At 37.7% G+C, this 24,119-nt stretch carries 15 protein-coding genes and 4 pseudogenes; 5 read left to right on the top strand and 14 right to left on the bottom strand.

Features of this window, described 5'->3' with window-relative positions; translation table 11 throughout:
- Positions 1-398: 398 nt before the first annotated feature.
- Positions 399-1,259, top strand: a complete 861-nt coding sequence (locus tag V192_RS0111495) for an RluA family pseudouridine synthase (protein ID WP_035011306.1) — start codon at positions 399-401, stop codon at positions 1,257-1,259.
- 53 nt (positions 1,260-1,312) lie between these two features.
- On the opposite strand, the gene V192_RS0111490 is transcribed toward V192_RS0111495, so the two are convergent.
- The 5 genes from V192_RS0111490 to V192_RS22240 all read right to left on the bottom strand — a co-directional run bounded on the left by V192_RS0111490 (position 1,313) and on the right by V192_RS22240 (position 4,922).
- Positions 1,313-1,846, bottom strand: coding sequence for a DUF5067 domain-containing protein (locus V192_RS0111490; RefSeq protein WP_025871875.1), 534 nt, complete (start codon positions 1,844-1,846; stop codon positions 1,313-1,315).
- A 120-nt stretch (positions 1,847-1,966) separates the two neighbouring features.
- A complete protein-coding gene (locus V192_RS0111485; RefSeq protein WP_025871873.1) occupies positions 1,967-3,475 on the bottom strand; it encodes a phosphohexomutase domain-containing protein in 1,509 nt (502 codons plus the stop codon).
- Positions 3,476-3,512: 37 nt separating this feature from the next.
- On the bottom strand, positions 3,513-3,968 hold the full coding sequence (gene argR, locus V192_RS0111480; RefSeq protein WP_025871871.1) for an arginine repressor: 456 nt from the start codon (positions 3,966-3,968) through the stop codon (positions 3,513-3,515).
- Between the two features lie 157 nt (positions 3,969-4,125).
- Positions 4,126-4,368: a helix-turn-helix domain-containing protein gene (locus V192_RS22245; protein ID WP_239644658.1), complete on the bottom strand. Its 243-nt coding sequence runs from the start codon at positions 4,366-4,368 to the stop codon at positions 4,126-4,128.
- Between the two features lie 65 nt (positions 4,369-4,433).
- Positions 4,434-4,922 (bottom strand): hypothetical protein, encoded by a 489-nt coding sequence (locus V192_RS22240; protein WP_239644657.1) that lies wholly within the window; start codon positions 4,920-4,922, stop codon positions 4,434-4,436.
- An 88-nt stretch (positions 4,923-5,010) separates the two neighbouring features.
- Between V192_RS22240 and V192_RS0111470 the strand changes: the two genes are divergently transcribed.
- Positions 5,011-7,197 (top strand): alpha-galactosidase, encoded by a 2,187-nt coding sequence (locus V192_RS0111470; protein WP_025871868.1) that lies wholly within the window; start codon positions 5,011-5,013, stop codon positions 7,195-7,197.
- 124 nt (positions 7,198-7,321) lie between these two features.
- Here the strand turns inward: V192_RS0111470 and V192_RS20050 are convergent.
- Both V192_RS20050 and V192_RS20045 read right to left on the bottom strand, forming a co-directional pair.
- Positions 7,322-8,934 (bottom strand): annotated as a pseudogene (locus V192_RS20050) (glycoside hydrolase family 13 protein).
- Positions 8,924-10,884 (bottom strand): annotated as a pseudogene (locus V192_RS20045) (sucrose-specific PTS transporter subunit IIBC). The pseudogenes V192_RS20050 and V192_RS20045 overlap by 11 nt, the downstream one beginning before the upstream one ends.
- 248 nt (positions 10,885-11,132) lie before the next feature.
- On the opposite strand from V192_RS20045, the pseudogene V192_RS20040 reads away from it, so the two are divergent.
- Both V192_RS20040 and V192_RS0111450 read left to right on the top strand, forming a co-directional pair.
- Positions 11,133-12,613: pseudogene (locus V192_RS20040) on the top strand (sucrose-6-phosphate hydrolase).
- Between the two features lie 13 nt (positions 12,614-12,626).
- Positions 12,627-13,610 carry a LacI family DNA-binding transcriptional regulator gene (locus V192_RS0111450; protein ID WP_025871866.1) on the top strand — a complete coding sequence of 328 codons (984 nt, stop codon included), beginning with the start codon at positions 12,627-12,629 and terminating at the stop codon, positions 13,608-13,610.
- A 729-nt stretch (positions 13,611-14,339) separates the two neighbouring features.
- Here V192_RS0111450 and V192_RS0111440 read toward each other — a convergent pair.
- The 3 genes and pseudogenes from V192_RS0111440 to pepV form a co-directional block, all read right to left on the bottom strand.
- Positions 14,340-15,857, bottom strand: a complete 1,518-nt coding sequence (locus V192_RS0111440) for an ABC transporter permease/substrate-binding protein (RefSeq protein WP_025871864.1) — start codon at positions 15,855-15,857, stop codon at positions 14,340-14,342.
- Position 15,858: 1 nt separating this feature from the next.
- A pseudogene (locus V192_RS20035) lies at positions 15,859-16,808 on the bottom strand (ABC transporter ATP-binding protein).
- Positions 16,809-16,998: 190 nt separating this feature from the next.
- Entirely contained in the window at positions 16,999-18,414 is a 1,416-nt protein-coding gene (gene pepV / locus V192_RS0111430; RefSeq protein ID WP_025871862.1) for a dipeptidase PepV, read from the bottom strand.
- A 153-nt stretch (positions 18,415-18,567) separates the two neighbouring features.
- Here pepV and V192_RS0111425 point away from each other — a divergent pair, with 153 nt between their 5' ends.
- Positions 18,568-19,419 (top strand): NAD(P)H-hydrate dehydratase, encoded by an 852-nt coding sequence (locus tag V192_RS0111425; RefSeq protein ID WP_025871860.1) that lies wholly within the window; start codon positions 18,568-18,570, stop codon positions 19,417-19,419.
- A 180-nt stretch (positions 19,420-19,599) separates the two neighbouring features.
- On the opposite strand, the gene V192_RS0111420 is transcribed toward V192_RS0111425, so the two are convergent.
- The 4 genes from V192_RS0111420 to V192_RS0111405 all read right to left on the bottom strand — a co-directional run bounded on the left by V192_RS0111420 (position 19,600) and on the right by V192_RS0111405 (position 24,022).
- On the bottom strand, positions 19,600-20,421 hold the full coding sequence (locus tag V192_RS0111420; protein WP_025871857.1) for an ABC transporter permease subunit: 822 nt from the start codon (positions 20,419-20,421) through the stop codon (positions 19,600-19,602).
- Entirely contained in the window at positions 20,418-21,305 is an 888-nt protein-coding gene (locus V192_RS0111415; RefSeq protein ID WP_025871855.1) for an ABC transporter ATP-binding protein, read from the bottom strand. Before V192_RS0111415 ends, V192_RS0111420 begins: the two co-directional genes overlap by 4 nt.
- A gap of 136 nt (positions 21,306-21,441) precedes the next feature.
- Positions 21,442-22,164 carry a pseudouridine synthase gene (locus V192_RS0111410; RefSeq protein ID WP_025871853.1) on the bottom strand — a complete coding sequence of 241 codons (723 nt, stop codon included), beginning with the start codon at positions 22,162-22,164 and terminating at the stop codon, positions 21,442-21,444.
- A gap of 208 nt (positions 22,165-22,372) precedes the next feature.
- Complete coding sequence (locus V192_RS0111405; protein ID WP_025871850.1) at positions 22,373-24,022, bottom strand: putative polysaccharide biosynthesis protein; 1,650 nt, start codon at positions 24,020-24,022, stop codon at positions 22,373-22,375.
- Positions 24,023-24,119 lie beyond the last annotated feature (97 nt).

Here is a 24,119-nt window from a genome sequence, read left to right as displayed (position 1 = left end):
TTGCTGTGAATCACTACGATTGGCTTCGCCAGAGTAGATGATGAACAGTACTTGGCGAACACAGTGAGCGAAGTTTCATTACTTGTGAATCACTCCACTTCATTTCGATTGCATCAATCTTTAAGTGCTAACGCCCTAAGAATTGAAGTACTACGCCGACCAAAACAATAAACTTCCCTAAAACTTTCCTTACTTGTAAATTGCTGTGAATCATGAAAAAAATTAAACTCGATAGCAAGTGATATAGTTTGTATCCTGTGAAACATTAATTTTTTCTTCTAGTTCTTCAAAAAACATAACTTCATTCTTACCTCTATCTTTAATTCCAGCTAACTACTTGAACTTATCCTTCCATTTGTTAAACTAAGAGAGAACGCTATTGAAAAGGTGGAAAACACATGGAATTATCCATCCAATTACCAAAAAATTTTAAAGAGAAAACGGTTCGAGAATTGCTTGAACATGAATGGCTTGTTCCTCGCAAAGTACGACACTTTTTACGAACTCGGAAAAATGTTTCGATCAATGGTGAGACAGCTTTATTTCATTTCCCTGTAAAAAGTGGCGATATTATTACTCTACAGTTTGAATCAGAGGACTATCCGACACCTATGATTCTTTTAGCAGATGAGCCTGCGGTTGAGGTGCTCTTTGAAGATGAACATTTGATTATTTTGAATAAACCAATTGGAATAAAAACTCATCCAAATCAACCAGATGAACATGATACACTCCTTAATCATCTAGCAGCTTACTTAGCGCCTAAAAACCAGATCCCCTATGTTGTTCATCGTTTAGATAAAGAAACCAGTGGTGCGATTTTATTTGCTAAAAATCCTTTTGTATTGCCGATTTTAGGTCGATTATTGGAAAGTAAGCAAATCTATCGGCGTTATCAAGCAGTGGTTTCAGGTGATCTAAAAGAGTCTTTGACCATTCGTAAAAAAATCGGGCGTGATCGGCATGATCGTCGAAAACGTGTGGTTGATGAACGACGTGGAGATATGGCTGTGACGCATGTTGACGTTACCTCTTATCTGAAAAAGACAAATCAAACAACCGTTTATTGCATTTTGGAAACCGGGAGAACCCATCAAATTCGTGTGCATTTAGCAAGTATTGGGCACCCGATCATTGGTGATCCTTTGTATCATCCAAAGCCTGTCGGGCGCTTGATGCTTCATGCATATGAACTGCATCTGATTCATCCATTTACAGGAGAAGCGATTGTAGCAACTGCTGAGCCAGGGTTATGGTAAGTTAAAGAAGCTAGGAGAGAATGTTTTGTTCTTTCCTAGCTTCTTATTTTATTCTATTGTAAGTTGAATTCTTTTGTTATTTTCGTCGTATCGGAGGATTCATATCCTTCAATTTCAATTGTGACTGGAGACGTCGTATCTCTTATTTTATAGGCTTTACGAAGTGTAATGGTAGCTCCTGGTTGTATTTCCGTGATGTCACCTTTAAATTTTTTTGCATCTAAAAAATACGTCAAAAGTGCCGAGTGTATTCTAATACCACTTTGAAAAACTTTATCCGATATTGCAGACGAGAAAGTATTGTTTTCTTTACTATTATTTGTAAAGTCATAGGTAACTACAATAATATTGGAGTCATCAAAATACTCAAGAACTTCGTAATCATCGTAAATCGTTACTTCGTAATCTCCAATTTTACCAGAAGTACTTGTGATGGTTTCACCCGTCTGTTCATTTATCAGAGGAGTTTGATCTTTTCTTCCCTGACCGCTACCAACTTCACTAATGGTAGATGACCCACACGCAGCAACTACTAATAGAAATAAAACAAGAACTCCCAACAAACTTATTTTTTTCAAATATTTCATGTTTTTACTCCTTTTTTGATACTTTAAACCAAATTGTATCAAATTATATAGGAAAGAACTAGAATATCTTAAGAAAGTCATAAGCACAAGATAAGTAACCTGGGGGATTTCCAGCTACTACTATCTTGTCAATTTCGTCAAATCCAACTGTTTATATTCTGCAAAGAAATCAGTCAAGTCATCTAACACTTTTTGATTCATTCCAACTTGATCATTTTCCACTTGTAAAACTAATAGTGGTTCATGTAAACTCATTCGCAGTAAAAACCACCCACTGCCATATTCATCATAAACATTTATTCGAATGCCCTCATGATTTTCAGGATCTATTTTCATGCCTTGTTGACTCCCGACAAAACCGTCTAAATCTCGAATCACTTGTTCGCCATACTCACGAACATTTTCTGCTAGAATTTCAAAGCGTAATTCTTTCGTTTCTGCCGGTTGTTTTAACGATTTGATCAAGTCACCTAATGTTGAGCCTTCTTGCTTTAATTTAGGTAGCAACATTAGGATTTTTGCGATAACGTACGCCCCATCATCTAAATAATAGTTTTCCTTAAAGGCTGCATGACCGCTTGTTTCGATTGCTAGTTGGGTATTGATTCCTTCATCGTTTAGTTCAATCATTTTATTGATTACATTACGATAACCAGAAATATAGCGTACTTGCTTGCCACCTTTTGATTCGATAAACACCTTCAAATGACTAGATGTCGGTGAATTTGTCACAATACTGCTGCCTGGATATTCAGCTAAAACGATCGTCGCTAAGACAGCAATCAAGTTATTTCGGTTGATGACTTCACCTGATGCATCTACCACTGCTGAGCGATCCACGTCCGTATCAAAAATCACGCCTAAATCGGCTTTATTTTTCAAGACAGCCTGTTGGATACTTGCCATGGCTTCTTTATTATCAGGGTTTGGAATATGATTAGGGAACATACCGTCAGGTTCTAAAAATTGTGAACCTGTAATATCTGCACCAAGTTGGGCTAAGACCTTTTCAGCAAAGAAACCACCTGCGCCATTCCCAGCATCGACTATAATATGAAAACCAGATAAAGGTTTTTCTTCTGTTGTTTTCATGCCTTGACGAATTTTCTCCGTTAAATCAGCGGAATAATCATCTAAAATCGAGGTTTTGGTTACAGTCCCTTTCGCTTCAAGTGCAGGTTTTTCAGCGTGTTCTAAAATGTAGGCAATATCCGTTTTTTCGGCACCGCCAGATTTAGTGAACAGCTTTAAGCCATTAAAATAATATGGCAAGTGGCTAGCTGTGATCATAATCGCTGCATCACAATCATATTGTGGAAATTGCGTAGCCATAAACATGGCTGGCGTTGTGGCTAAACCAAAATCCAAGACGTCTATGTTTTGCTCAACGAAACTATCGACCAATGCTTGTTTTAAGCTATCTGCCGAGATCCGGCTATCATGACCGATACCGATTGTTACTTTTCCTGCTTGATGCTTTTCAGCTAAGTTGTTCTCGTCACGAAGCCAATGAACCATCCCTACTGCAATTTTCCCGACTTGCGCTGGTGTTAAGTTCGCTGTTTTTTCTTCACGATCTACCGCAATCCCTCTTATGTCTGACCCGTTTTGTAACGCTTTCAATTCCATGTAACCAAATCTCCCTTCATTTTTTGATTGGTTATGTTTAATTCATCATCGCTTCAAAACGCTCAATGACAGTTTTCGCGTCATCTTCTGAACGAGCAATGATAATGATTGTATCCACTCCTGCTACAGTTCCTGCAATTTCTTCATAACTGACTTCATCTAAAAAATTAGTCACGACATCAGCTGCGCCCATATCTGTATGAACGATCACCATAAATTGGACACGTTCCATGCGAATCACTGAATCTTTCACGGATTCTTTTAGTTTTTCCTCACTGCTGGATGCTTGTTGTTGCGAAAATAAAGCATACTTCACCCGACCATCAGAGCCATGAGTTTTAACAATGCTCATTTCGCGCACATCTCTGGAAACAGTGGCTTGGGTTGCTTTGACACCAGATTGTTCAAGACGTGCAATCAGATCGTCTTGGGTTTCTATTTCATTTTCTGTGATCAGTTGTTTGATCAAGCGTTGTCGGTCTGCTTTTTTCATGGTTCGTTTACACTTCCTGTTTTGGTTATTTTCTTTATTATAGCGAAAGTTTAGGAAATTTGCATTTCTTTTTGGTAAAAATTACTTTATTTATGAAAAAATAAGGAAATTATTCACTGCAACTTAACTTTACAGCCTTCACTTTCCGATTCGCTGATTATCGTGGAAGATAAATTTCTTTTTGATTTCTGTACTCACTTGGAGACATGCCCATCTCCTTTTTAAACACTTTACTAAAATAATTTCCTGTTGAAAACCCAACTTTTTTTGCGACTTGACCAATTGTTTCTTCTTCCCATAATAAAGACAGAGACTGAATAATTCGTACTTGTTTTAAATAGTGGATAGGTGATGTTTTATAGACTTCTTCAAACTGACGAATCAGTGTATACTTTGACAACATGTACCTTTCAGATAGTAAATCTAAACTTATATCTTCAAAATAATGGGCATCAATATATTTTTTTACTGCCTGAATTCCATCCGTTTTTTCTTGAATTTCTTTCTGGATCGCTTCCTTAATATCCAAAAAAGAGCAAATGCTATTTTAGCATTTTGTACTGCACTCAACTCACGATTTTTCAAATCGAGCACAACACTTCTAAGTCTTTCAATCAAATCCATTGATAATTCTATAATAGAAATCGATGTATCCAGCCACTGCGTCATTATAGTAGAAAATTCGATAAATAAAAAACGCCACTCCTTACCAAAATAGCGATAATTCCCAGGTATTTTAGCAAAGAAAGCGTTGTTCTCCCTAAGAGCAATTGTTCTCCCTCCCATTTCCAAGAAACCTTCACCCGTTAATGTTACCTGCAAAACTATCAGTTGCTCTTTTCGCACACGAGCATCCCAATTATAAGTAGTACTCCCCTCACCTATACCAACTCCACGAATAATCGGCAAATGGTGATCATCCGTATAATGGAATTGACGAACGAAATTTTGCAATTTATTACCCTCCTTGAAATTATTTCGTCTTGTTGATTCCTATTATACTCGATACTATGTATATAATAAACGAAAAGGAATGACTTATATGACTATCTATTTTGATGATTCGCAAAATATTTTCCATCTAAGCAACAATACAATAAGTTATATTATAGGTATCGAAAAAGAAAAATATCTTACCCATAGATATTTTGGCCCGTATTTAAACAGCTATCATCAAGTCAACCAGTTACAGCATATCGATCGTGGTTTTGCTACAAATCCGATCAGTGAAGAACGAACATTTTCTTTAAACACATTGCCTCTTGAAACGAGCACACAAGGAAGTTTGGATTATCGGGTGGGTAATTATCAATTTCGAAATTCAGATGGTTTTCGGATCACAGATTTTGTGTATGATCGCTTTGAAATTTTGCAAGGTAAGTGTCCTTTAAAAGAGTTACCTTCATTACGTGGAGAAACACAGCAAACGTTAGAAATCTATCTTATCGATCCTATCCAATCTCTTGAAATGGTTCTTCGGTATACAATTTATGACGATCTCCCAATTATTACGCGCAATGTTGACTATCGAAATAATGGATCACAGGCTATTTATTTGGAAAATGCAGGCTCCATGTTGCTAGATTTACCACGTTCTGATTTTGATCTATTAACACTTAATGGTTCACATACGAATGAGGCGACAATACATCGGCAACCACTTCATCCAGGTATTCAAAAAATAAGTTCGACTAGAGGAACGAGCAGTCCACAGCATCATCCGTTTTTAGGACTTGCCGATCGCTATACAAATGAAGAGCAAGGTCAGGTTTATGGATTTCATTTTATTTACAGCGGGAATTTTGTTGCCCAAGCCGAGGTAGAGCAATATGGTAGCACACGTATTCAGATGGGAATCAATCCCGAAACTTTTGAGTGGAAATTGATGCCTGAATCAAGTTTTCAAACACCAGAAGTCGTGCTAAATTTTAGTGATCAGGGATTTAACCAACTGTCTCAAACATTTCATAAACTGTATCAAAATTATTTAATACCTGAATATTGGCAAGAACAAGAGCGACCAATTCTACTTAATTCATGGGAAGGAAATTATTTTGACTTTACAGAAGAGGACTTAATTAGCCAAGCAAAACAAGCACAGGAGTTAGGGATTGAATTGTTTGTTTTAGATGATGGTTGGTTTGGTCAACGAGAAGATGATACCACGTCCTTAGGTGATTGGGTTGTCAATAAAACCAAACTGCCCAATGGCGTTGAACATGTTGCAGATATTCTACATCAACAGAATATGAAATTTGGTTTGTGGTTTGAACCAGAAATGATTTCTGTGAAAAGTCGTCTATTTGAGGCACATCCTGAATGGAGTTTACAAGTACCTGACTATCCTCAAACGCAAGGAAGACAACAACTTGTTTTAAATTTAAGTTTGCCCCAAGTTCAAGATTATCTTATTCAGGTACTAAGCGATTATCTTTCTTCAAATAAAATCGATTATATAAAATGGGATATGAATCGACACTTGACTGAAGTTGGCAGTTTTATTTTGCCGAATGATCAACAAAAAGAAGTGAGTCATCGGTATGTTTTAGGGTTGTATCACATTTTATCTGAAATAACAAAACAATTTCCACACGTATTATTTGAAAATTGTTCGAGCGGCGGAGGACGATTTGATCCTGGAATGGTCGCTTATATGCCTCAAACATGGACAAGTGATAACACCGATGCGTTATGTCGAACAAAAATTCAATACGGATATAGCTATCTTTATCCACCTATCATGATGGGTGCGCATGTTTCAGATAGCCCTAACCATCAAGTAGGCAGAAATACACCATTAGAAAGCCGATTCCTAATTGCAATGAGTGGGAATTTCGGTTATGAACTAGCAATAGAAAAACAGTCTCCACAAGCGTTAGCAGAAATAAAGGAGCAAATTACTTTTTATAAAAAGCATCGAAGATTATTGCAATTTGGGCAATTCTATCGAATCAAAGAAATTGATTCCACTTATGCTACAGCGTGGTTATTTAAAAATGAAACAGAGGCATTACTTGTTTACTCCAATGGCCTTGCACAACCTGCTCAACCTGTTCAATATGTAAAGACAAACTATTTAGACGCATCTGCACACTACAAAGACACGGAAACGGGAAATATATACAGCGGTAGTGAATTAAATCATGCCGGCGTATTGGTTCCAAGAATAAAAGGCGATTTCCAATGCTTTTACAAACATTGGACTGTGCTAGATGAACTAACTAAATAGTCTCTATAATAAACTTTCAGAACCAAAACAGCTCAGAAAAATAAGCCTTCATTTACAAGAATCCTCTTCTACTCCTTGTAAACGTTGGTCTATTTTTCTGAGCTATATACTTTTTCTCTCTTGCTTATTTTAGAGATACTGCATACGTTTCATAAGCTAGTAGTTCATCTGTAATCTCTTTATCATAATTATGGATGAGCATCTCTTTTATCACTCGTGTTTTTTCTAATGCAAAATGTGCTGGCTGATCAGAGAAATTAACGACAACAAGTAACTTTTCACCTTGATATTCGCGAATATAGGCTAAAACTGTTACATCCTCAGTCGGAATGCTCTCAAATGTTCCTTCTATGATAATCGGCATTTCTTTACGAAGCTGAATCAGTTTTTGATACGTATAAAATAAAGAGTTTGGATCATTTAACGCTGCTTCCACATTGATCTCATTTGAGTTTCCTACTGGAAGCCAAGGAATCCCTTTTGTAAAACCAGCTTGGTCAGAACTATCCCACTGCATCGGGTGACGTGCGTTATCACGTCCTTTTGCATTGATTGACGCTATGATCTCTTCTTCCGTATAACCAGATTGATACGCTCATCATACATTCTGCGACTTTCTATATCATCAACCTCGTCAATCGTCTGAATCGGATAATTGATCATGCCGATTTCTTCTCCCTGATAAATATAAGGTGTTCCTTGAAGAAAATAAAGGTAGATGGCTAGCATTTTCCCACTGATCACTCGATACTCCTGATCATTTCCCCAGCGAGAGATGATTCGAGGTAGATCATGATTATTCCAGAATAGCGAGTTCCACCCTTTTCCCGCTAATTCTGTTTGCCATTTAGAAAACACTTGATGCAATTCTTTAGGATCTAATTTTTTGATATCCCATTTTCTTTTGCCTGTTTGCTTATCTAAATTGATGTGTTCAAATTGAAAAACCATTGATAACTCTTCTCGGTTCTCATCAGAATAAAGCTGAGCGATTTCTGGTGTTGCACCCCATGTTTCACCGACTGTAACTAAGTCATAGTCTCCAAATGTGTTTTGATTCATTTCTTGTAAAAGTTCATGCAGCTTTGGTCCGTTTTTAGTAATCAACTGATCTGGTTCTTTTCCTATCAAATCAATAACGTCTAAACGAAAACCGCCAACGCCTTTTTCAATCCAATAATTCATCATACGATAAATTTCTTGACGCATCACAGGATTTTCCCAATTCAAATCAGGCTGTTCTTTCGCATGTAAATGAAAATAATATTCCCCGAGCGTCGGGACAAAAGTCCACGCAGAACCACCAAAATTTGATTGAAGTTCATTGGGTTTTTCACGTTCGTTTCCTTTTCTCCAGATATAAAAATCATGATACTCACTCGCAGGATTTTGCAGTGCGGACTGAAACCACGGATGTTCTGATGACGTATGATTCACGACCAAATCCATAATAATCTTGATGTTTCTTTTTTGTGCTTCAGCAATCAGATTATCCATATCTTCCATGGTGCCATACTCTGAGCCAATCGCTTCATAATCACTAATATCGTAGCCATTATCTTCATTGGGTGATTGATAAACAGGACTGAGCCAAATCGCCTCTATTCCTAGTAAGGCCAGATAATCCAAACGCTGGATAATCCCTTTTATGTCCCCAATACCATCAGCGTTTGTATCTTGAAAACTGCGTGGATAAATTTGATAGATCGTGGCTTTCTTCCACCAATTAGTTTTCATAATGTGCACTTACCGCCAATAGATCTTGGCCTCCATCCACTTTTGGTAGATCAATCGCTTCGACAGCAGCATAGGCATCCGTATTTGTAATAATCATCATTACGGTGCTATCTAAACCAGCTTGTTTAAGCTTCTCTAAATCAACTGTCCCTAAAATATCTCCTTTTTTTACTAATTCACCGTATTTTCTAGTTGTTTCAAAGCCTTCGCCTTTTAATCCGACTGTGTCGATTCCGATATGGATCAATACCTCTGCACCATTCGTCGTTTTAAGTCCATACGCATGTTTCGAATCATAAACAACAGTTAATTCTCCATCAGCAGGTGCATAAATAGTGCCTTCTTCTGGAATCACTGCAATCCCTTTTCCCATCATTTCTTGTGCAAATACAGGATCATTTACTTTTTTTAGTGAAATAGGAGTACCACTTACGGGCGCTGCCAACACTTCATCTTGAACAGACGCTGCATTTGCTTCAGGATCTTCATTGATTTCAACGGCAACTTCTCCAGCTGATTCATCATCGCCTACAAAAACCTCCATATGACGTTTTCCGTATGCGTACGTTGTCACGAATCCTACACAGATACTGATAACGATACCGATCATGAAATAGGAAATTGATTTTGGTGCGATTGAAATAAATCCAATCACACTTGCTGGCCCCATCGCTACTGAAAGTACATGGAAAGCGCCGATAAATAGACAAGCCACAGCTGAGGCAATCATGCCACAAATAAATGGAAATTTAAGTTTTAAATTGACCCCGAAAATCGCTGGTTCAGTAATACCTAACATAGCAGAAATACTTGCTGACGTTGCTAAGCTTTTTTGTTTTTTATTTTTCGTTAATAACATGATGGCAAGCGTTGCTGCCCCTTGCCCTACATTGGCCATAGAAGCGACTGGGAAAATAAATGATCCGCCAGTTCGCGCTACGTCTGCTAACAGAGTCGTTTCAATGGCTGGGAAACTTTGATGCAAGCCCGTGATGACAATCGGTGAGTAAAATAGACCGAAGACACCTAAGCCGAGTGCTCCTGTTGTATCATACAACCAAACAAGTCCATTCGTCAGACCGTCTGATACAATTCTCATCATCGGACCCACAACGATAAATGTTAAAAAACCAGTAATAATAATGGCTAGCATTGGTGTAAATGTAAAATCAAACGCGTTGGGAATACGTTTGTGGAAAAATTTTTCTAAAGACGCTAAAATCCACGAAACCGCTAATACAGGCAGCACAGAACCTTGATAGCCGGCTTGCGCAACATCCATTCCGAAAATATGCCAATAAGGCATACTTCCATCTGCGATCGCATTTGCTACACCATAACCATTAACTAAATCAGGCATAACCATCGCCATTGCCATCGCAGCACCCAAATAAGGATTTCCACCAAAGCGCTTAGTAGCAGAAAAGCCGACCAAGATAGGTAGGAAAGCGAATGGTGCGGAAGCTAGTAGATTAATGATACTCGCAAAATCTTTTACATTCGGAAATAGTTCTACGACCGATTGAGGACCAAATAAATCCTGAGCAGTCAAGACATTGTTTAATGCCATCAATAACCCACCCGCAACTAATGCTGGGACAATCGGAACAAAAATATCAGATAATACCTTAATAAATGCCATAATAGGATTATTTTTTTACCATTTGATGCGACTGCTTTTAGGTCAGCGGTAGACGCTTCTTTCACATTGGTGATTTTTATAAGTTCATCGTATACATTATTTACATCGCCAGCACCGATGATAATTTGAAATTGGTCGTTGGCTTCAAACGTTCCTTTCACAGCATCATTATTATCTAAAGCTTTCTGATCCACTTTACTTGAATCCTTTAGAACAAGCCTTAAACGCGTTGCGCAATGTGCGGCAGCCTGAATATTGTCTTTTCCAAGTGCTTCATTGATTTCCTTTGCTACTTTTTTGTAATCCATCTTCTTTCCCCCTAATTGTCATTTAAGCGCTACTAAAATAGAAGAAACTGTATTGTGTTTCAAAAATGTAATCGCTTTTTCACATACAAAGTATGCCACGATTCTGATGAATTGTCAAACGTATATCAATTTGAAACGCATAAACATATTTACCTTCATTAAAATAGATTAATAATTGTTATACGTTTGACATTATAACGCTAAATCGTTACACTATATGTGAGAATACGCTTACGAGGAGAATATATATGTCCGAAAAAAAAGTTTGGTCTAGAGAAGAACGTTATCAGCCTATGAAAAATGGGAGCCAGAATATCTTGCCTCACTAAAACAGAAAATAGACACGTCAATCTGGCGTTTAGGCTATCATATTCAACCCGCTACAGGTTTATTAAACGATCCAAATGGTTTTTCTTTTTTCAATAATCAGTGGCATGTTTTTTATCAATCTTATCCGATGGGCCCTGTTCACGGTATAAAATCTTGGTATCACATGATCTCTGATAATCTGATTGATTGGAAAGAAGAGGGAACAAAAGTATTCCCAGACAGCTTATACGACAGTCATGGCGTTTATTCAGGAACTGCTCTACCGATTTCTGACCAGTTATTTCTTGCTTATACAGGTAACGTTCGTGATAGTGATTGGACTCGCCATTCGTATCAATTAGGCGCTTGGATGGATCGATCTGGGAGCATTAAAAAAATCGAACAGCCGCTGATTGCTGAACCTCCAGCTGGTTATACGTCTGAATTCAGAGACCCTCAAGTTTTTCGTTATAAATCTGGCTATCTAATGACGATCGGAGCGCAAGATGAAGCAGAAAAAGGAAAAATTCTAACCTATCAAAGTTCTGACTTACTTTCTTGGCAATGTGTAGGGGAATTAGAGTTTACTGATCAGGACATGGGTTTTATGATCGAATGCCCCAATTTACTTTTGACAGATGAATTCGCTCTACTTATTTTTTGTCCGCAAGGGTTAGATCCTGACGTTTGCCCTTACCAAAATATCTACCCAAATATGTATGTCATTGGTGATTCTTATCAGTCTGAATCAAACCGTTTGACGAATCCTTCTAGCTTGAAAAACTTAGATGAAGGCTTTGATGTTTACGCTACACAAGCATTTAAAGCACCCGACGAGCGCTTATTATCGATCAGCTGGATCGGGTTGCCGGAAATTGATTATCCCACTGATCAAGAGGAATGGGCACATTGCTTAAGCATCGTGAAGGAACTGATTGTAGAGGATAAAAAATTGTACCAACGTCCTGTTGCAGAGATGAAACAACTACGCATAGACGAAGGAATACATTTTGATAACAGCAAGGATTCTTATCATGAGACTGCAACAAATCATTATGAATTAGCCCTATCATTTGATTCTCTAGCTACCGGAACCCTTACCTTATATGCAGATAAAGAACAGAATCAAGGATTAACGATTCATTTTGATTCCCAACGTGGTAAAATGACAATAGACCGCAGTCATGCTGGTGTTCCTTTTGGAGAAGATTATGGCGTTGTACGATCATTTTCTATCGAACAAAAACCATTGAATTTACAAATATTTGTCGATTCTTCCGTTGTTGAACTCTTCATCAACGATGGTGAAAAAGTAGCAACCATGCGAGCATTCCCAGAAGCAGGTCACACAGGATTTCATTTAACGTGTGACGGAGACTATCAAGGACAACTTTGGCAACTGCGGAAAACTAACCAATAAAGGATGGAATTGTATGGTCGTCAAATTAACAGATGTAGCAAAAAAAGCTGGTGTCTCTCCTACGACTGTTTCCCGTGTTATTAATAATTACGGCTCATTAAGCAAAAAAACAATCGATAAGGTAAATCAGGCGATGAAAGAGCTTAATTACCAACCAAACTCTTTAGCTCGTTCACTACAAGGTAAAAACACACAATTAATCGGGCTTATTTTTCCAACTGTTGCGAATCCCTTTTTTGGGGAGTTAGTGGAAAGAATCGAACAAAAACTTTTTGATTTGGGGTATCGGGTTATTTTGTGTGATAGTGCCAATAATAAGGAAAAAGAACGTCATTATATAAATATGCTTGCTGCAAATAAAGTTGATGGCATTATTGCTGGTGCGCACAACTTAGGGATCACAGAATATGAGGATGTTGAACTTCCGATTGTTTCTTTTGACCGCTTTTTAGGCAATACTATTCCCATTATCGGCAGTGACAATTTCCAAGGCGGGTATTTAGCGACTGAGACCTTATACGTTAGAGGAGCCAGAAAAATCGCGATCTTGACAGGTTCACAAGAATCAAACTCCCCAACAAATTTTCGTTTAAACGGGTATTTAAACTTTTTAGAAGAACATGACTTAGCCCCTAAAATTTTTCATATTCAAACGACGGCTCGCTCAACGACGCTAAAAAACTTAGAGATCAAGCATATTTTGGAGACGGAGGACATTGACAGTTTATTTTGTACAGATGATCTAACGGCTATTCTTGCCTATAATCAATGTCAGCAATTAAAGATAAATGTTCCTGAACAGCTGAAGATCATTGGCTATGATGGGACAAAATTTGTTCAGAACTATTTTCCCCAATTATCGACGATTGCTCAACCAATGGCTGATTATGCAGATATTTTAGTTGATCTTTTATTGCAGAGGATACAAAATCCTGAAAAAAAATTGGAGAAGAATTATCTGTTGCCTGTAAAATTAATTCAGGGGCAGACAACTTGATGGTTTGGGTTTAAGGGAGTCACCTGTCTGTTTTGATGGGACTGTAAAAAAAGTGAAAGAGCGTCAAGTCTGTTTTTCTCTTAACAGACTTGACGCTCTTGTGTATTTTAGTAAAATATTTAATACATAAATACTTTAATATTTGTTATACTATAACTAGTTGAATAACGGCTGAAGCTCTGAAAAAGGAGTTGATGCCATAAAGATATGTCTTTATCGCTTTTGTCCTGCTTTAATGCATTGGAAAAGCGGTCCTTGAAAGATTTGTTAAAAGATATCGCTTCGAAAATAGTTGTCACGCTTGTGGCTTACTATATTGTCGAAGGGATTAAACTCTTTATCACTTCTATTTTTGATACGGAAAAGCAGAGCGAACTCGTTTAGCCCTTAAGCAAATTAGGAAAGTCATGCAAAGATGCTTTTTATCTTTGTGTGACTTTATCTATTTGTCGATAGGGTTAGTTCGTGATGCTAGACAAAAAAAGACCACTATCTGCCCGACCAAAGTAAGATAGTGGCGATGTTATACACTTTCGAGCTTTAGTCAATATTCAACTAAAGAGTCAGTGTTTACGCACTGGCTTTTTTGTAATCATAATAAATAATGATTACCTTCTTATTTATTATACCTTATAAAGCATGCAAAAAACAACTTATGATAGTCAGAACAGATACAACAAGGAAGATAACGATTCATCTCCTTTATTGTATCTGTTCGTTTACCCATTACTATTTTTCCAACATCTTATGCTCCGCCAAATAATCATGCGCAACCGTCGCTGGATCTTTTTGCTCCACATTCACTTGGTAATTCATCTCACTCATCTCTTCTTCTGTGATCTTACCAACCAAAGGCTGCAATAGTTCTTTTAACTCCGGATATTTCTCTAGCGTCTCAGCTTTCAGCAAAGGCGCACCTTGATAGGGTGGAAATAGTTGTTTATTATCTTTTAAAATCACTAAATCGTATTGCTTCAATTCACTATCAGTCGAATACGCATCTACCACATTAACATCGCCATTATTGATTGCTTGGTAACGCAATGACGGTTCCATCGACTTCACATCTAAATTCAAGTTATACAATTTTTGCAATCCTTTATACCCATCTTCACGATCGATAAACTCAAGTGTAAAACCAGCTTTTAACTGACTTTCAACTTTTTTCAGATCTTCAATTGTTTTCAACCCATTCTCTTCTGCAAATGATCGTTTGACTGCTACTGCATACGTATTTTGATAACGCATTGGTTCAAGGTAATCCATATTTTCTTGTTTCTTGATTTGATCTCGTGCGTATTCGTACACTTCTCTTGGATCATTGGATGTGTTTTTGTTGTCCTTCAAAAATGTTTCAAGAACGGTTCCAGTAAACTCAGGATAAACATCGATTTCTCCAGATTTCAAAGCATTAAATAAGAAACTGGTTTTCCCAAAGTTTGATTTTAGATTTACGTGGATATCACTATTCGCTTCGATCAATTCTTTATACATGTTGATCAGAATATCCGGTTCTGCACCTAATTTTCCTGCAACCGTGATTTCTTTTTGTTCTGCTTCTTGATGGGTATAGACAAATGAACCCACTAATAAAGCAAGTAATACCATAAATGCTGCTACGATCCGTTTCACTGTGGCTTTTTCCAACAAATGAATCCCAAAGTTAAACAAGACCGCTAAGACAGCTGAAGAAATTGCACCGATCAAAATCAGATAGACATTGTTTCGGTCGATTCCAAGTAAAATGAAGGTCCCGAGACCTCCTGCACCGATCAGAGCCGCTAGTGTTGCTGTTCCAATGATCATTACGGTTGCTGTACGAATACCTGAAATGATATATGGTAAAGCCAACTGCAACTCAAACTTGATTAGTTTTTCCCGTTTATTCATCCCAAAAGCTTCGGCTGCTTCTTCCAAAGAAGGATCGATTTCGGTCAACCCTGTATACGTATTTTGCAAAATCGGAAATAGTGCATAAATCACTAACGCCACAATCGCTGGCGGACTACCAATCCCAATAACTGGAATCAATAATCCTAATAAAGCGAGTGATGGAATCGTTTGAAAAATCCCAGTAATTTGCAGAACAAATTCAGCGACTTTTTTATAATTTGTCAATAAAATCGCTAACGGAATTGCGATAAGAATCGCAATCAATAGTGACAATAATGATAATTGGATATGTTCGACGACCGCTTGAATAAAGTCTTCTTTACGGGCAATGAATGTTTCGATCAGTTTTCCCATATTATTGATCACCTTCTATCTTTGTCTCTACGAAGCGTAGAATCGTTCGATCCGTGATTTCACCGATTGGGCCATTTTCATCGACTAAGACAACGGTTTTTCCTTCTACAAGTAGGCGAATCACAGTTGGCAAGTCTGTTCCTAAATTCACGATGGTTTCACTCTCTACTTGACCATCCTCTACAAATCCAGCGGTTACTAGATCTTCTGCACAATAATTTCCCAAATTAGCGTGTTCATGTTGGAAGAACTGTGCCACAAATTCATTGGCTGGATGACTTTTGATAGCTTCTGGTGTATCTGTTTGAACGATTTTCCCCTCTTTCATCACGCAAATTCGATCACCTAAAAGCAAGGCTTCGTTCATATCATGGGTTACAAAAACAACTGTGCTGGCTAGCTCTTTATGCAGCTCTTTGATCAGCAATTGTAATTGACCTCTTGAAATCGGATCTAAGGCACTAAACGCTCATCCATTAAAATAATATCTGGTTTAGCCGCGATTGCTCGCAAAATTCCAATACGTTGTTGCTCCCCACCCGATAATTCAGCTGGTTTTCTGTAAAGATATTCTTCAGGTGGTAAACTGACTTTTCTTAGTAGCTCTTCGGTTCTTTCCCGTCTTTTCGCTTTGCTCCAATGTTTCATTTCTGGAATCAATTCGATATTTTCAGCAACCGTTAGATTTGGGAATAGTGCGATTTGTTGAAGGACATAGCCGATCGTTAAGCGTAGCTCTTTTAGATTATAATCGATCAGTCTTTGATCATTAAAATAGATGTCACCGTCTGTCGGTTCGATCAAACGATTGATCATTTTTAAGGTAGTGGTTTTCCCACTCCCACTAGGTCCTACTAATACAAAAAATTCACCGTCTTCAATTGAAATATCGAAATCTTCCAATACTAACTGATCGTTGTATTTTTTTGATACGTTTTGAAAATTAATCATTTGTTCACCTCATTTTTCTTGTGTACATATGCTATTTATCTTTAGGTAATCTTTCATTATTTTTAAGTATGTTTATAAGTATACTTGAAAATGTCCGATGTTTCTAACGACTTGTTTCTATTGTACAGAAAAAAACCTGACAACTGTCTGTCAGGTTTTCTGATTTGTTTTCAAATTGTAGTAGCGAAGCTTACTTCGCCAAACGATAAATCGCATCCGCATAAATTGCTGTTGCACGGAATAAATCATCCAATGCCATAAATTCATTGGCTTGGTGCATTGTATCTGTATAACCTGGGAACATTGCGCCGTACGCCACACCACGTTTTAGTAAACGGCCGTAAGTTCCACCACCGATGATTTGTTCATGGCCTTTTTGACCAGTGTGATCTTCATAAACTTGTAATAATGTTTCTACCAATGGATCATCTGCTGGAACATAATGCGGTTCTTGGTTACGTCCACCTTGAACGATTTCTGCACCGATCGCGCCTGCTGTTGCTTTTACGCCAGCTTGTAAATCTGCTGCTGTTGTTCCTTTAGGGTAACGGAAATTCAAGCTCATAAAGTTGCCGTCTTCAGCATCTTTCTTGAAGACAAATAAACCAGCATTCATTGTTAATTTACCCATCTTAGCATCTTCAAAAGCTACGCCTAATTTTTCACCATAGAAATCTTCGTGAACAAGTGTTGCTGCAACTTGGATAAATTCTTTCGCCGCACCAGCAAATCCATAGCTGTTTAAGAATAAGGCTAAGAATGTCGCCGCATTGATCCCAGATTGTGGGCTAGCGCCGTGTGCACCTTTCCCTACAACTTTGATCGTAATCGTTGTGTCGTTTGCTTCTAATTCACCAGAAATTGGTTCTTCATCAACAAAAACGCTAAAGGCGCCTTGCATTTTTTCAGCAGCTTCGGCAGTTGGAACTGTGATCACTGCAGTCGCTGTACCTGGAACCATATTTTCACGTAAACCAGCGTTAAAGCTTTCTAACCCATATTCGCCTTCGCTTGATCCGCCAAAACGAGCATATAAAGAGACGTTTCCTTTTTCACCATTGATGATTGGGAATTCTGCATCTGGTGAGAAACCAAAGTCAGGTTTTTCTTCGTGCTTGAAGTAATAATCCATATCGCCCCAGCCGCTTTCTTCGTCACTACCAACGACAAAGCGAACTTTTTTAGATAATGGTAACTCTAAGTCTTTGATGATTCGTAATGCATAATAAGCCGCCATACTTGGGCCTTTGTCATCACTTGAACCACGGGCAAAGATTTTGCCGTCTTTGATAACAGGTTCATACGGATCAGTATCCCAACCGTCACCAGCAGGTACAACGTCCATATGTCCGAAAATCCCTAATGTTTCATCGCCTTCGCCATATTCGATGTGACCAGCATAGTTATCAACGTTTTTCACAACGAAACCATCACGCTCGCCATACGCTAACATATGTTTTAAGCCAGCTACAGGTCCTGGTCCAAATGGTGCCTCTGGTGTTACTTTAGAGTCATCACGCTCACTGTTGATACGTAATAAATTTTGTAAATCTTCTAATAGCGCATCTTTACGTGCGTCTACTTCTTTTTGCCAATCAATTGTCATTTTTTAGTCACTCCAATTCATTATTCTACCTTCCCATCATACCACTAACTCGCTTAAAAGAAAAAGGCGGGAACAGTTTTTTCCCGTAATATTTTGCGCTTGATTGGAAACAGATTTATACTGAAGGTAAATCCCTCGAGAAGGTGCCTAACAATGAAAGAACTCTCACAAAAAAATCTGACTGCGGTGATCCACTCTCGTCCACAACATTCCCATAAAGGAACCTTTGGACGATCCGTTTTGATTGGTGGAAATGAATTGTATGGTGGTGCGATCATCATGAGTGCAGAAGCCTGTGTCAAAGCAGGATGCGGTTTAACTTCCGTCATTACAGCAGCAAAAAACCGAACATCTCTTCATGCTCGCTTACCTGAGGCGATGGTCCTCGATTGGACACTTACGCAAGAATTCGATGATTTATTAGATACAGCAGACGTGATCTTGATTGGACCTGGTTTGGGTTTGGATACTCATAGTCAGCAGCTTTTAGAAAACGTGTTGCAGCAACAAAAACCTGAACAATGGCTCGTGATCGATGGGTCTGCCATTACGTTATTTTCCCAAAATCATTATTCTTTAAATCATCCAAAACATGTAGTTTTCACACCTCATCAAATGGAATGGGAACGGCTAAGTGGACTTAAAATCAGCAAGCAAACCGTTGCAAAAAATCAAGAAGCCCAAAAACAATTAGGGGCAACTATTGTCCTAAAAAGCCATCGTACAGAGATTTACACTGCTAATGCTCAATATAAAAATCCTCTAGGTACACCTGCTATGGCAACTGGTGGTATGGGTGATACTTTAGCAGGTATGGTTACTGGTTTTTTAGCTCAATTTCAAGACAAAGAAGCTGCAATTTGCGCTGCCGTTTATCTACATAGTTTGATTGGAGAAGAACTCGGGCATGAAAACTATGTTGTACTCCCGACTGAAATTAGCAAGCACTTGCCATGTTACATGAAGCGATTTGAACAGTTAAATAATAAAGCAGCCGAAAAATGATGATCATTTTCGGCTGCTTTATTAGCTAGAAACCCTCTTTGTAAAATTCCCATATAACGCACTTGTTTTTTGCCAAATAATGAAAAATCAATTCTCTAGAAATATCCGCATCTTTCACTATTTCAATTGTATTCGCTTTTTGATCACTATATTTTTGTTGAGCGATCTTGATTTTTTGTCCTAGACTTTTAGATCCTTCCGTTGATAAACCATGTACGTACCAACAAGAAATAAAATAATCAAAATACTCAACAACAGCACATTTCCACTAGATAATCCTTTATCCAACAAGTTACTTGGAATTCCCATATGTGTGGGAGAAATGTTTTTTGCCCAACTAAATGAATCATTCAGATCTGAGAATATCCCAATCAAATAAAAGCCGAACACAATCCCTAAAGAAACACTGGTACTTTGTTTACTTGATTTTAAAAATGTTGAAACAAAAAAGCCCAGCGTTAAGAAAAACAACAAAATCAAGCTTTCCTGCATAAATATTTTACTAATTTCTTGTGTGATTGCTTGAGCTGAATCAGTTGATTGACGATAGATTAATGTTGAGCCTACAGAAACAATTAATGAAATCAACCAGAAGAGAGCGAAAATAAAGAGGTTCGCAACAAATTTACTCGTTAAGATTTCTCTACGTGTCACAGGCTGCGCATATAAAAATTCAATGGTGCCATCTGTTTCTTCTTTGATCAGTGCTTGACTACCGAGCATCATAGCGTAAATCGACGCTGCTAAAAACATATATTGAAAATAATAAGCAAAGAAACCAGAAGCAACTAAAAAACTTGCTTGACCATTCACACGAATGTTGAAGGTTTTTAAAAGCGCAGGGGATAAACCGTTTAGCTTTGCCCCTAAGAGATCTTCCATAGCAGAACTATGCATTTGAGGATAAACGGCGCTAAAACCAAAAATAATCACTGCAAATAAGATTGTCCAAATAATTAGTCCTTTGATAAGTCCTTTGCTTTCAATTTTAGCTGTGGTCATTTCACTGTCCCTCCTTCATACAAGGCCATAAATTGATCTTCCAACTCCGGATTTGTGATCGTAAAATCTTGAATCGAAGGATCACCTAATAACGGCAAGACTTCATGTAAATTCCCTTCATATAACAAACGGGTCTCGTTTCCTTGATGTTTTAAAATTGCTGCCCCCATCTGTTCAAATAAAGATAATGGAATGTGGTCGCCAATCAATGTAATGACTTTCCCTAAAGATTTTTCTTTTGTGATATCTTGTACGGTGATGATTTTTCCTTCACGAATAAACGCAGCTCGATGTGCATGCTGTTGCACCTCATTTAAATCATGACTGGATAAAAAAATCGTCATACCTTTTTGATTGTATTTTTCCAATTCTTCAAATAAACGATGTTGCATCAGAGGGTCTAAACCATTGGTTGGTTCATCTAAAATCAGTAGTTCTGGATTAGGTAGAATTCCAGCGGTGATTGCGATTTTCTTTTTATTCCCTAAAGATAATTCAGACATTTTCTTCTTCGTATCGATATCGAATAACTCAATAAAATAATCGATTTGTTGCTTACTATCTTTTAATTGATGAAATTCAGCAACATACTTTAATACTTCAATCGTGGTCATATTCGGATAAAAACGAACATCACTTGATACATATCCCGTCCGCTTGCGAATCTCCTTTGTATCTTTGATACTATCCAAGCCAAGTAAAGTAGCTGTTCCTTGATCTGGATAAATAAAATTCATCATTGCTTTGATCGTCGTTGATTTTCCTGCACCGTTTGGACCGATAAAACCATAGATTTCCCCTTTTTCCACAGTTAAGTCCACTTGATCAACAGCCGGCTGTTTTTTATATAGTTTAGTCAACCCTTTAAGTTCAATGGCATTCATTTTATTATTCCTCCTTTTTGACTCGTTAGTCAATCGAAGTATATACCCGCCTTGACTAGCTAGTCAAAGAAAACACAAGTAAAAATGATCGTCTCAAAATAAGGGAATCACTCTCACTTGTGTTTTGGTATAACTTCTAATTATTCATTTTTAATCCTTCTAGTTCTTTATCCGTCAAAGCTCTATATTCCCCAAGTTCCAGCTCTTCATCTAACCATAAATTTCCCATCCGCAATCGTTTTAGATAGACAACTTTTTTATCTACAGCTTCAAACATACGTTTTACTTGGTGAAATTTACCTTCTTGAATAATCAGACGAATACGTGATTGCTCGGCTTCCTCGTTTATAGAGTCAATTATTAGTTCACTTGGTTTGACCAGTTCCTTGTTGGTTAGTGCAAACCCCTCTGCAAACTGAAGAATGTCATCCTGTGTTACGATCCCTTGAATTTCTGCAAAATATTCTTTATCTACATGCTTTTTGGGAGATAATAAGCGATGAGCCAATTGTCCATCGTTTGTTAGTAACAGCAATCCTTCAGTATCTTTATCCAAACGACCAACGGGAAATAAATCCTCTCGATAGTCTTCGTCTCTCAGTAGGTCGATCACTGTTTGATCCCATTTATCTTCTGTTGCTGAAATCACGCCTTGTGGTTTATGCAGCATATAATAATAATATTGTTGATAAGTCAATTTCTCTCCAGCAAACATGATTATGTCTTGGATTTCGTTGATTTGACATTTACCATCTTTGATAATCTGTTCATTTACGGTCACTAAACCTTTTTTCAACAGTAGCTTGGCTTCTTTACGACTGCCAACTCCTGTTTCTGAAAGAAATTTGTCTAAACGCATGGAATTCTCCTTTCTGTTGAGCCCTTCACTCTTTAAGACGTTAGCTCTTAGAGAGTGATGGCACTCAAAGAGTAGCTGTGACTGACTAGCCCGTATCGATAGATATTCTATAGCTAGCAAGGTTTCATCTCACTTCAAATTGGAGTGCAAGTAATACTATTTTCCTAGAGAAAATAGCGGAACTTTACGTCCCGCTATTTGATTGTTTCTATTTTATTTTCAATTTACGGCGAATTTTACCGATTTTTGCACCTAATAATTTATCAGCTAAGCGCAGTTTCAATGTGATATAGCCGTAAACGGCTCCACCAAATGACGCTACGATCAGAATGATCACAAAGGATTGGAATTTACTTGTTGGATCTAAGAATAAGTACAAGAATTGTCTCATTACGATCGCTGCGATCATCATTACTAATGTGATCAAGAAAATCAGCAACCCACGTCGTAAAGTCAAACCAAAATTAAAACGACTGACTTTTTTGATTTTCCTCATGATCAACACACAAGATAAAGTAAAACCGATCATCGTTGCAATCAATGGTCCATATACTTCAAACAATCGCACACTTGGGTATTGAACAAGCAACTTCAACGCTAATCCTAAACCAAAATACTTGATTGCTGCTTTATTTTCATACATTCCCATCAACATTGTAGATGATAACATATACAGTCCCATAAACAAACCTGCAAAGCATGCTTGGATCAAGACCGACACGCCTAAAGCATCTGGTGCGTAAAACATCGTATAAAGTGGTTTTGCTAAAACGATCATACCAAATGTCGCTGGTAACATCACAAACATAAATAACTGTAAGTTATTGCTGATCAATTTGGATAATTCGCGGTATTTTTTTAAAGTGATCGCCTCAGTGATCAATGGTAATCCAGTAGCTGAAATCGATGTTGCTAAAGCAATCACGACCATTGTCAATTTGTCTGGATTTGCATTAAAGATTGCAAATAGTGTCCGTAATTGACTACCAGAATATGTTGTAAAAGTACTCATAAAATTAGAAAAGGTAAATTGGTCGACTAATTTAAAGACTGTCACACCTGAACCAACAATGATAAAAGGAATTGCTTCTTTTAACGTTTCCGTTAATAAGTCTCGAGTCGAAGCCTCATGTTCATTGGCGCTATGCGCTTCAAGATAATCGAACATCGGTTTTTGTTTACGAATATAGAAGAATAAAACAATAAAACTAGCAAGCATTCCGATAAATGCAGCAAGTGTTGATTGTGTTACTGCATCGACGTAATTCCCTTCATAAACTTTCATGATGATGAATGCCGTCAATAACATATAAAAAACACGCGCTACTTGTTCAACGATTTGTGATAAGGCAAACGGCATCATGTCTTGATTTCCTTGGAAATAGCCGCGAACAACGCTCATACAAGGGAAAATCAAAACGGCTAAGCTCAATGCCCGCATCGTCGGGATCAATTCGGTACCGCCACCTGACCATTTTGCCAGTAGTGGAGCAGCAAGAAACATTAAAATTGCTGAAATCGCCCCTAAAATAGCCATTAATTGGAGCGCTTTATAAAAAAGCTGTCGGCTAATTTTATATTCATTCAGTGAATTGTAATAGGAAGTCTGTTTAGCGATAGCCGCAGGAATACCTGCTGTAGATATCAGTAAAAAGAGAGCGTATACTGTATAGCCCATAGAAGATAGACTATTCGCCTCGTTGGCATGCTCCCCCATCCATGCATACCATGGAATAATATAAACTGCACCCAACAAACGAGAAATTATATTACTAGCTGTCATCCAAGCAGATCCTCTAACCATTTTCTCTTGGTTAGTCAAGATCGGTTGATCAGCAGGATTTGGTTGATTTATCATTTAACTCCTCCAACTTTCTTCAAACATGCTTTCTTTATTTTAATTGTTAAACCAAGTATATGCAACGACTTTCTTGAAGAAATTAACTAATTTATAT

This window comes from Enterococcus crotali (genome assembly GCF_000633635.1).
In the GTDB taxonomy this organism is placed as follows: Bacteria; Bacillota; Bacilli; order Lactobacillales; family Enterococcaceae; genus Enterococcus_L; species Enterococcus_L crotali.
Note: the sequence above shows the minus strand (reverse complement) of the source record. Positions and strands in the feature narration are given on the sequence as shown.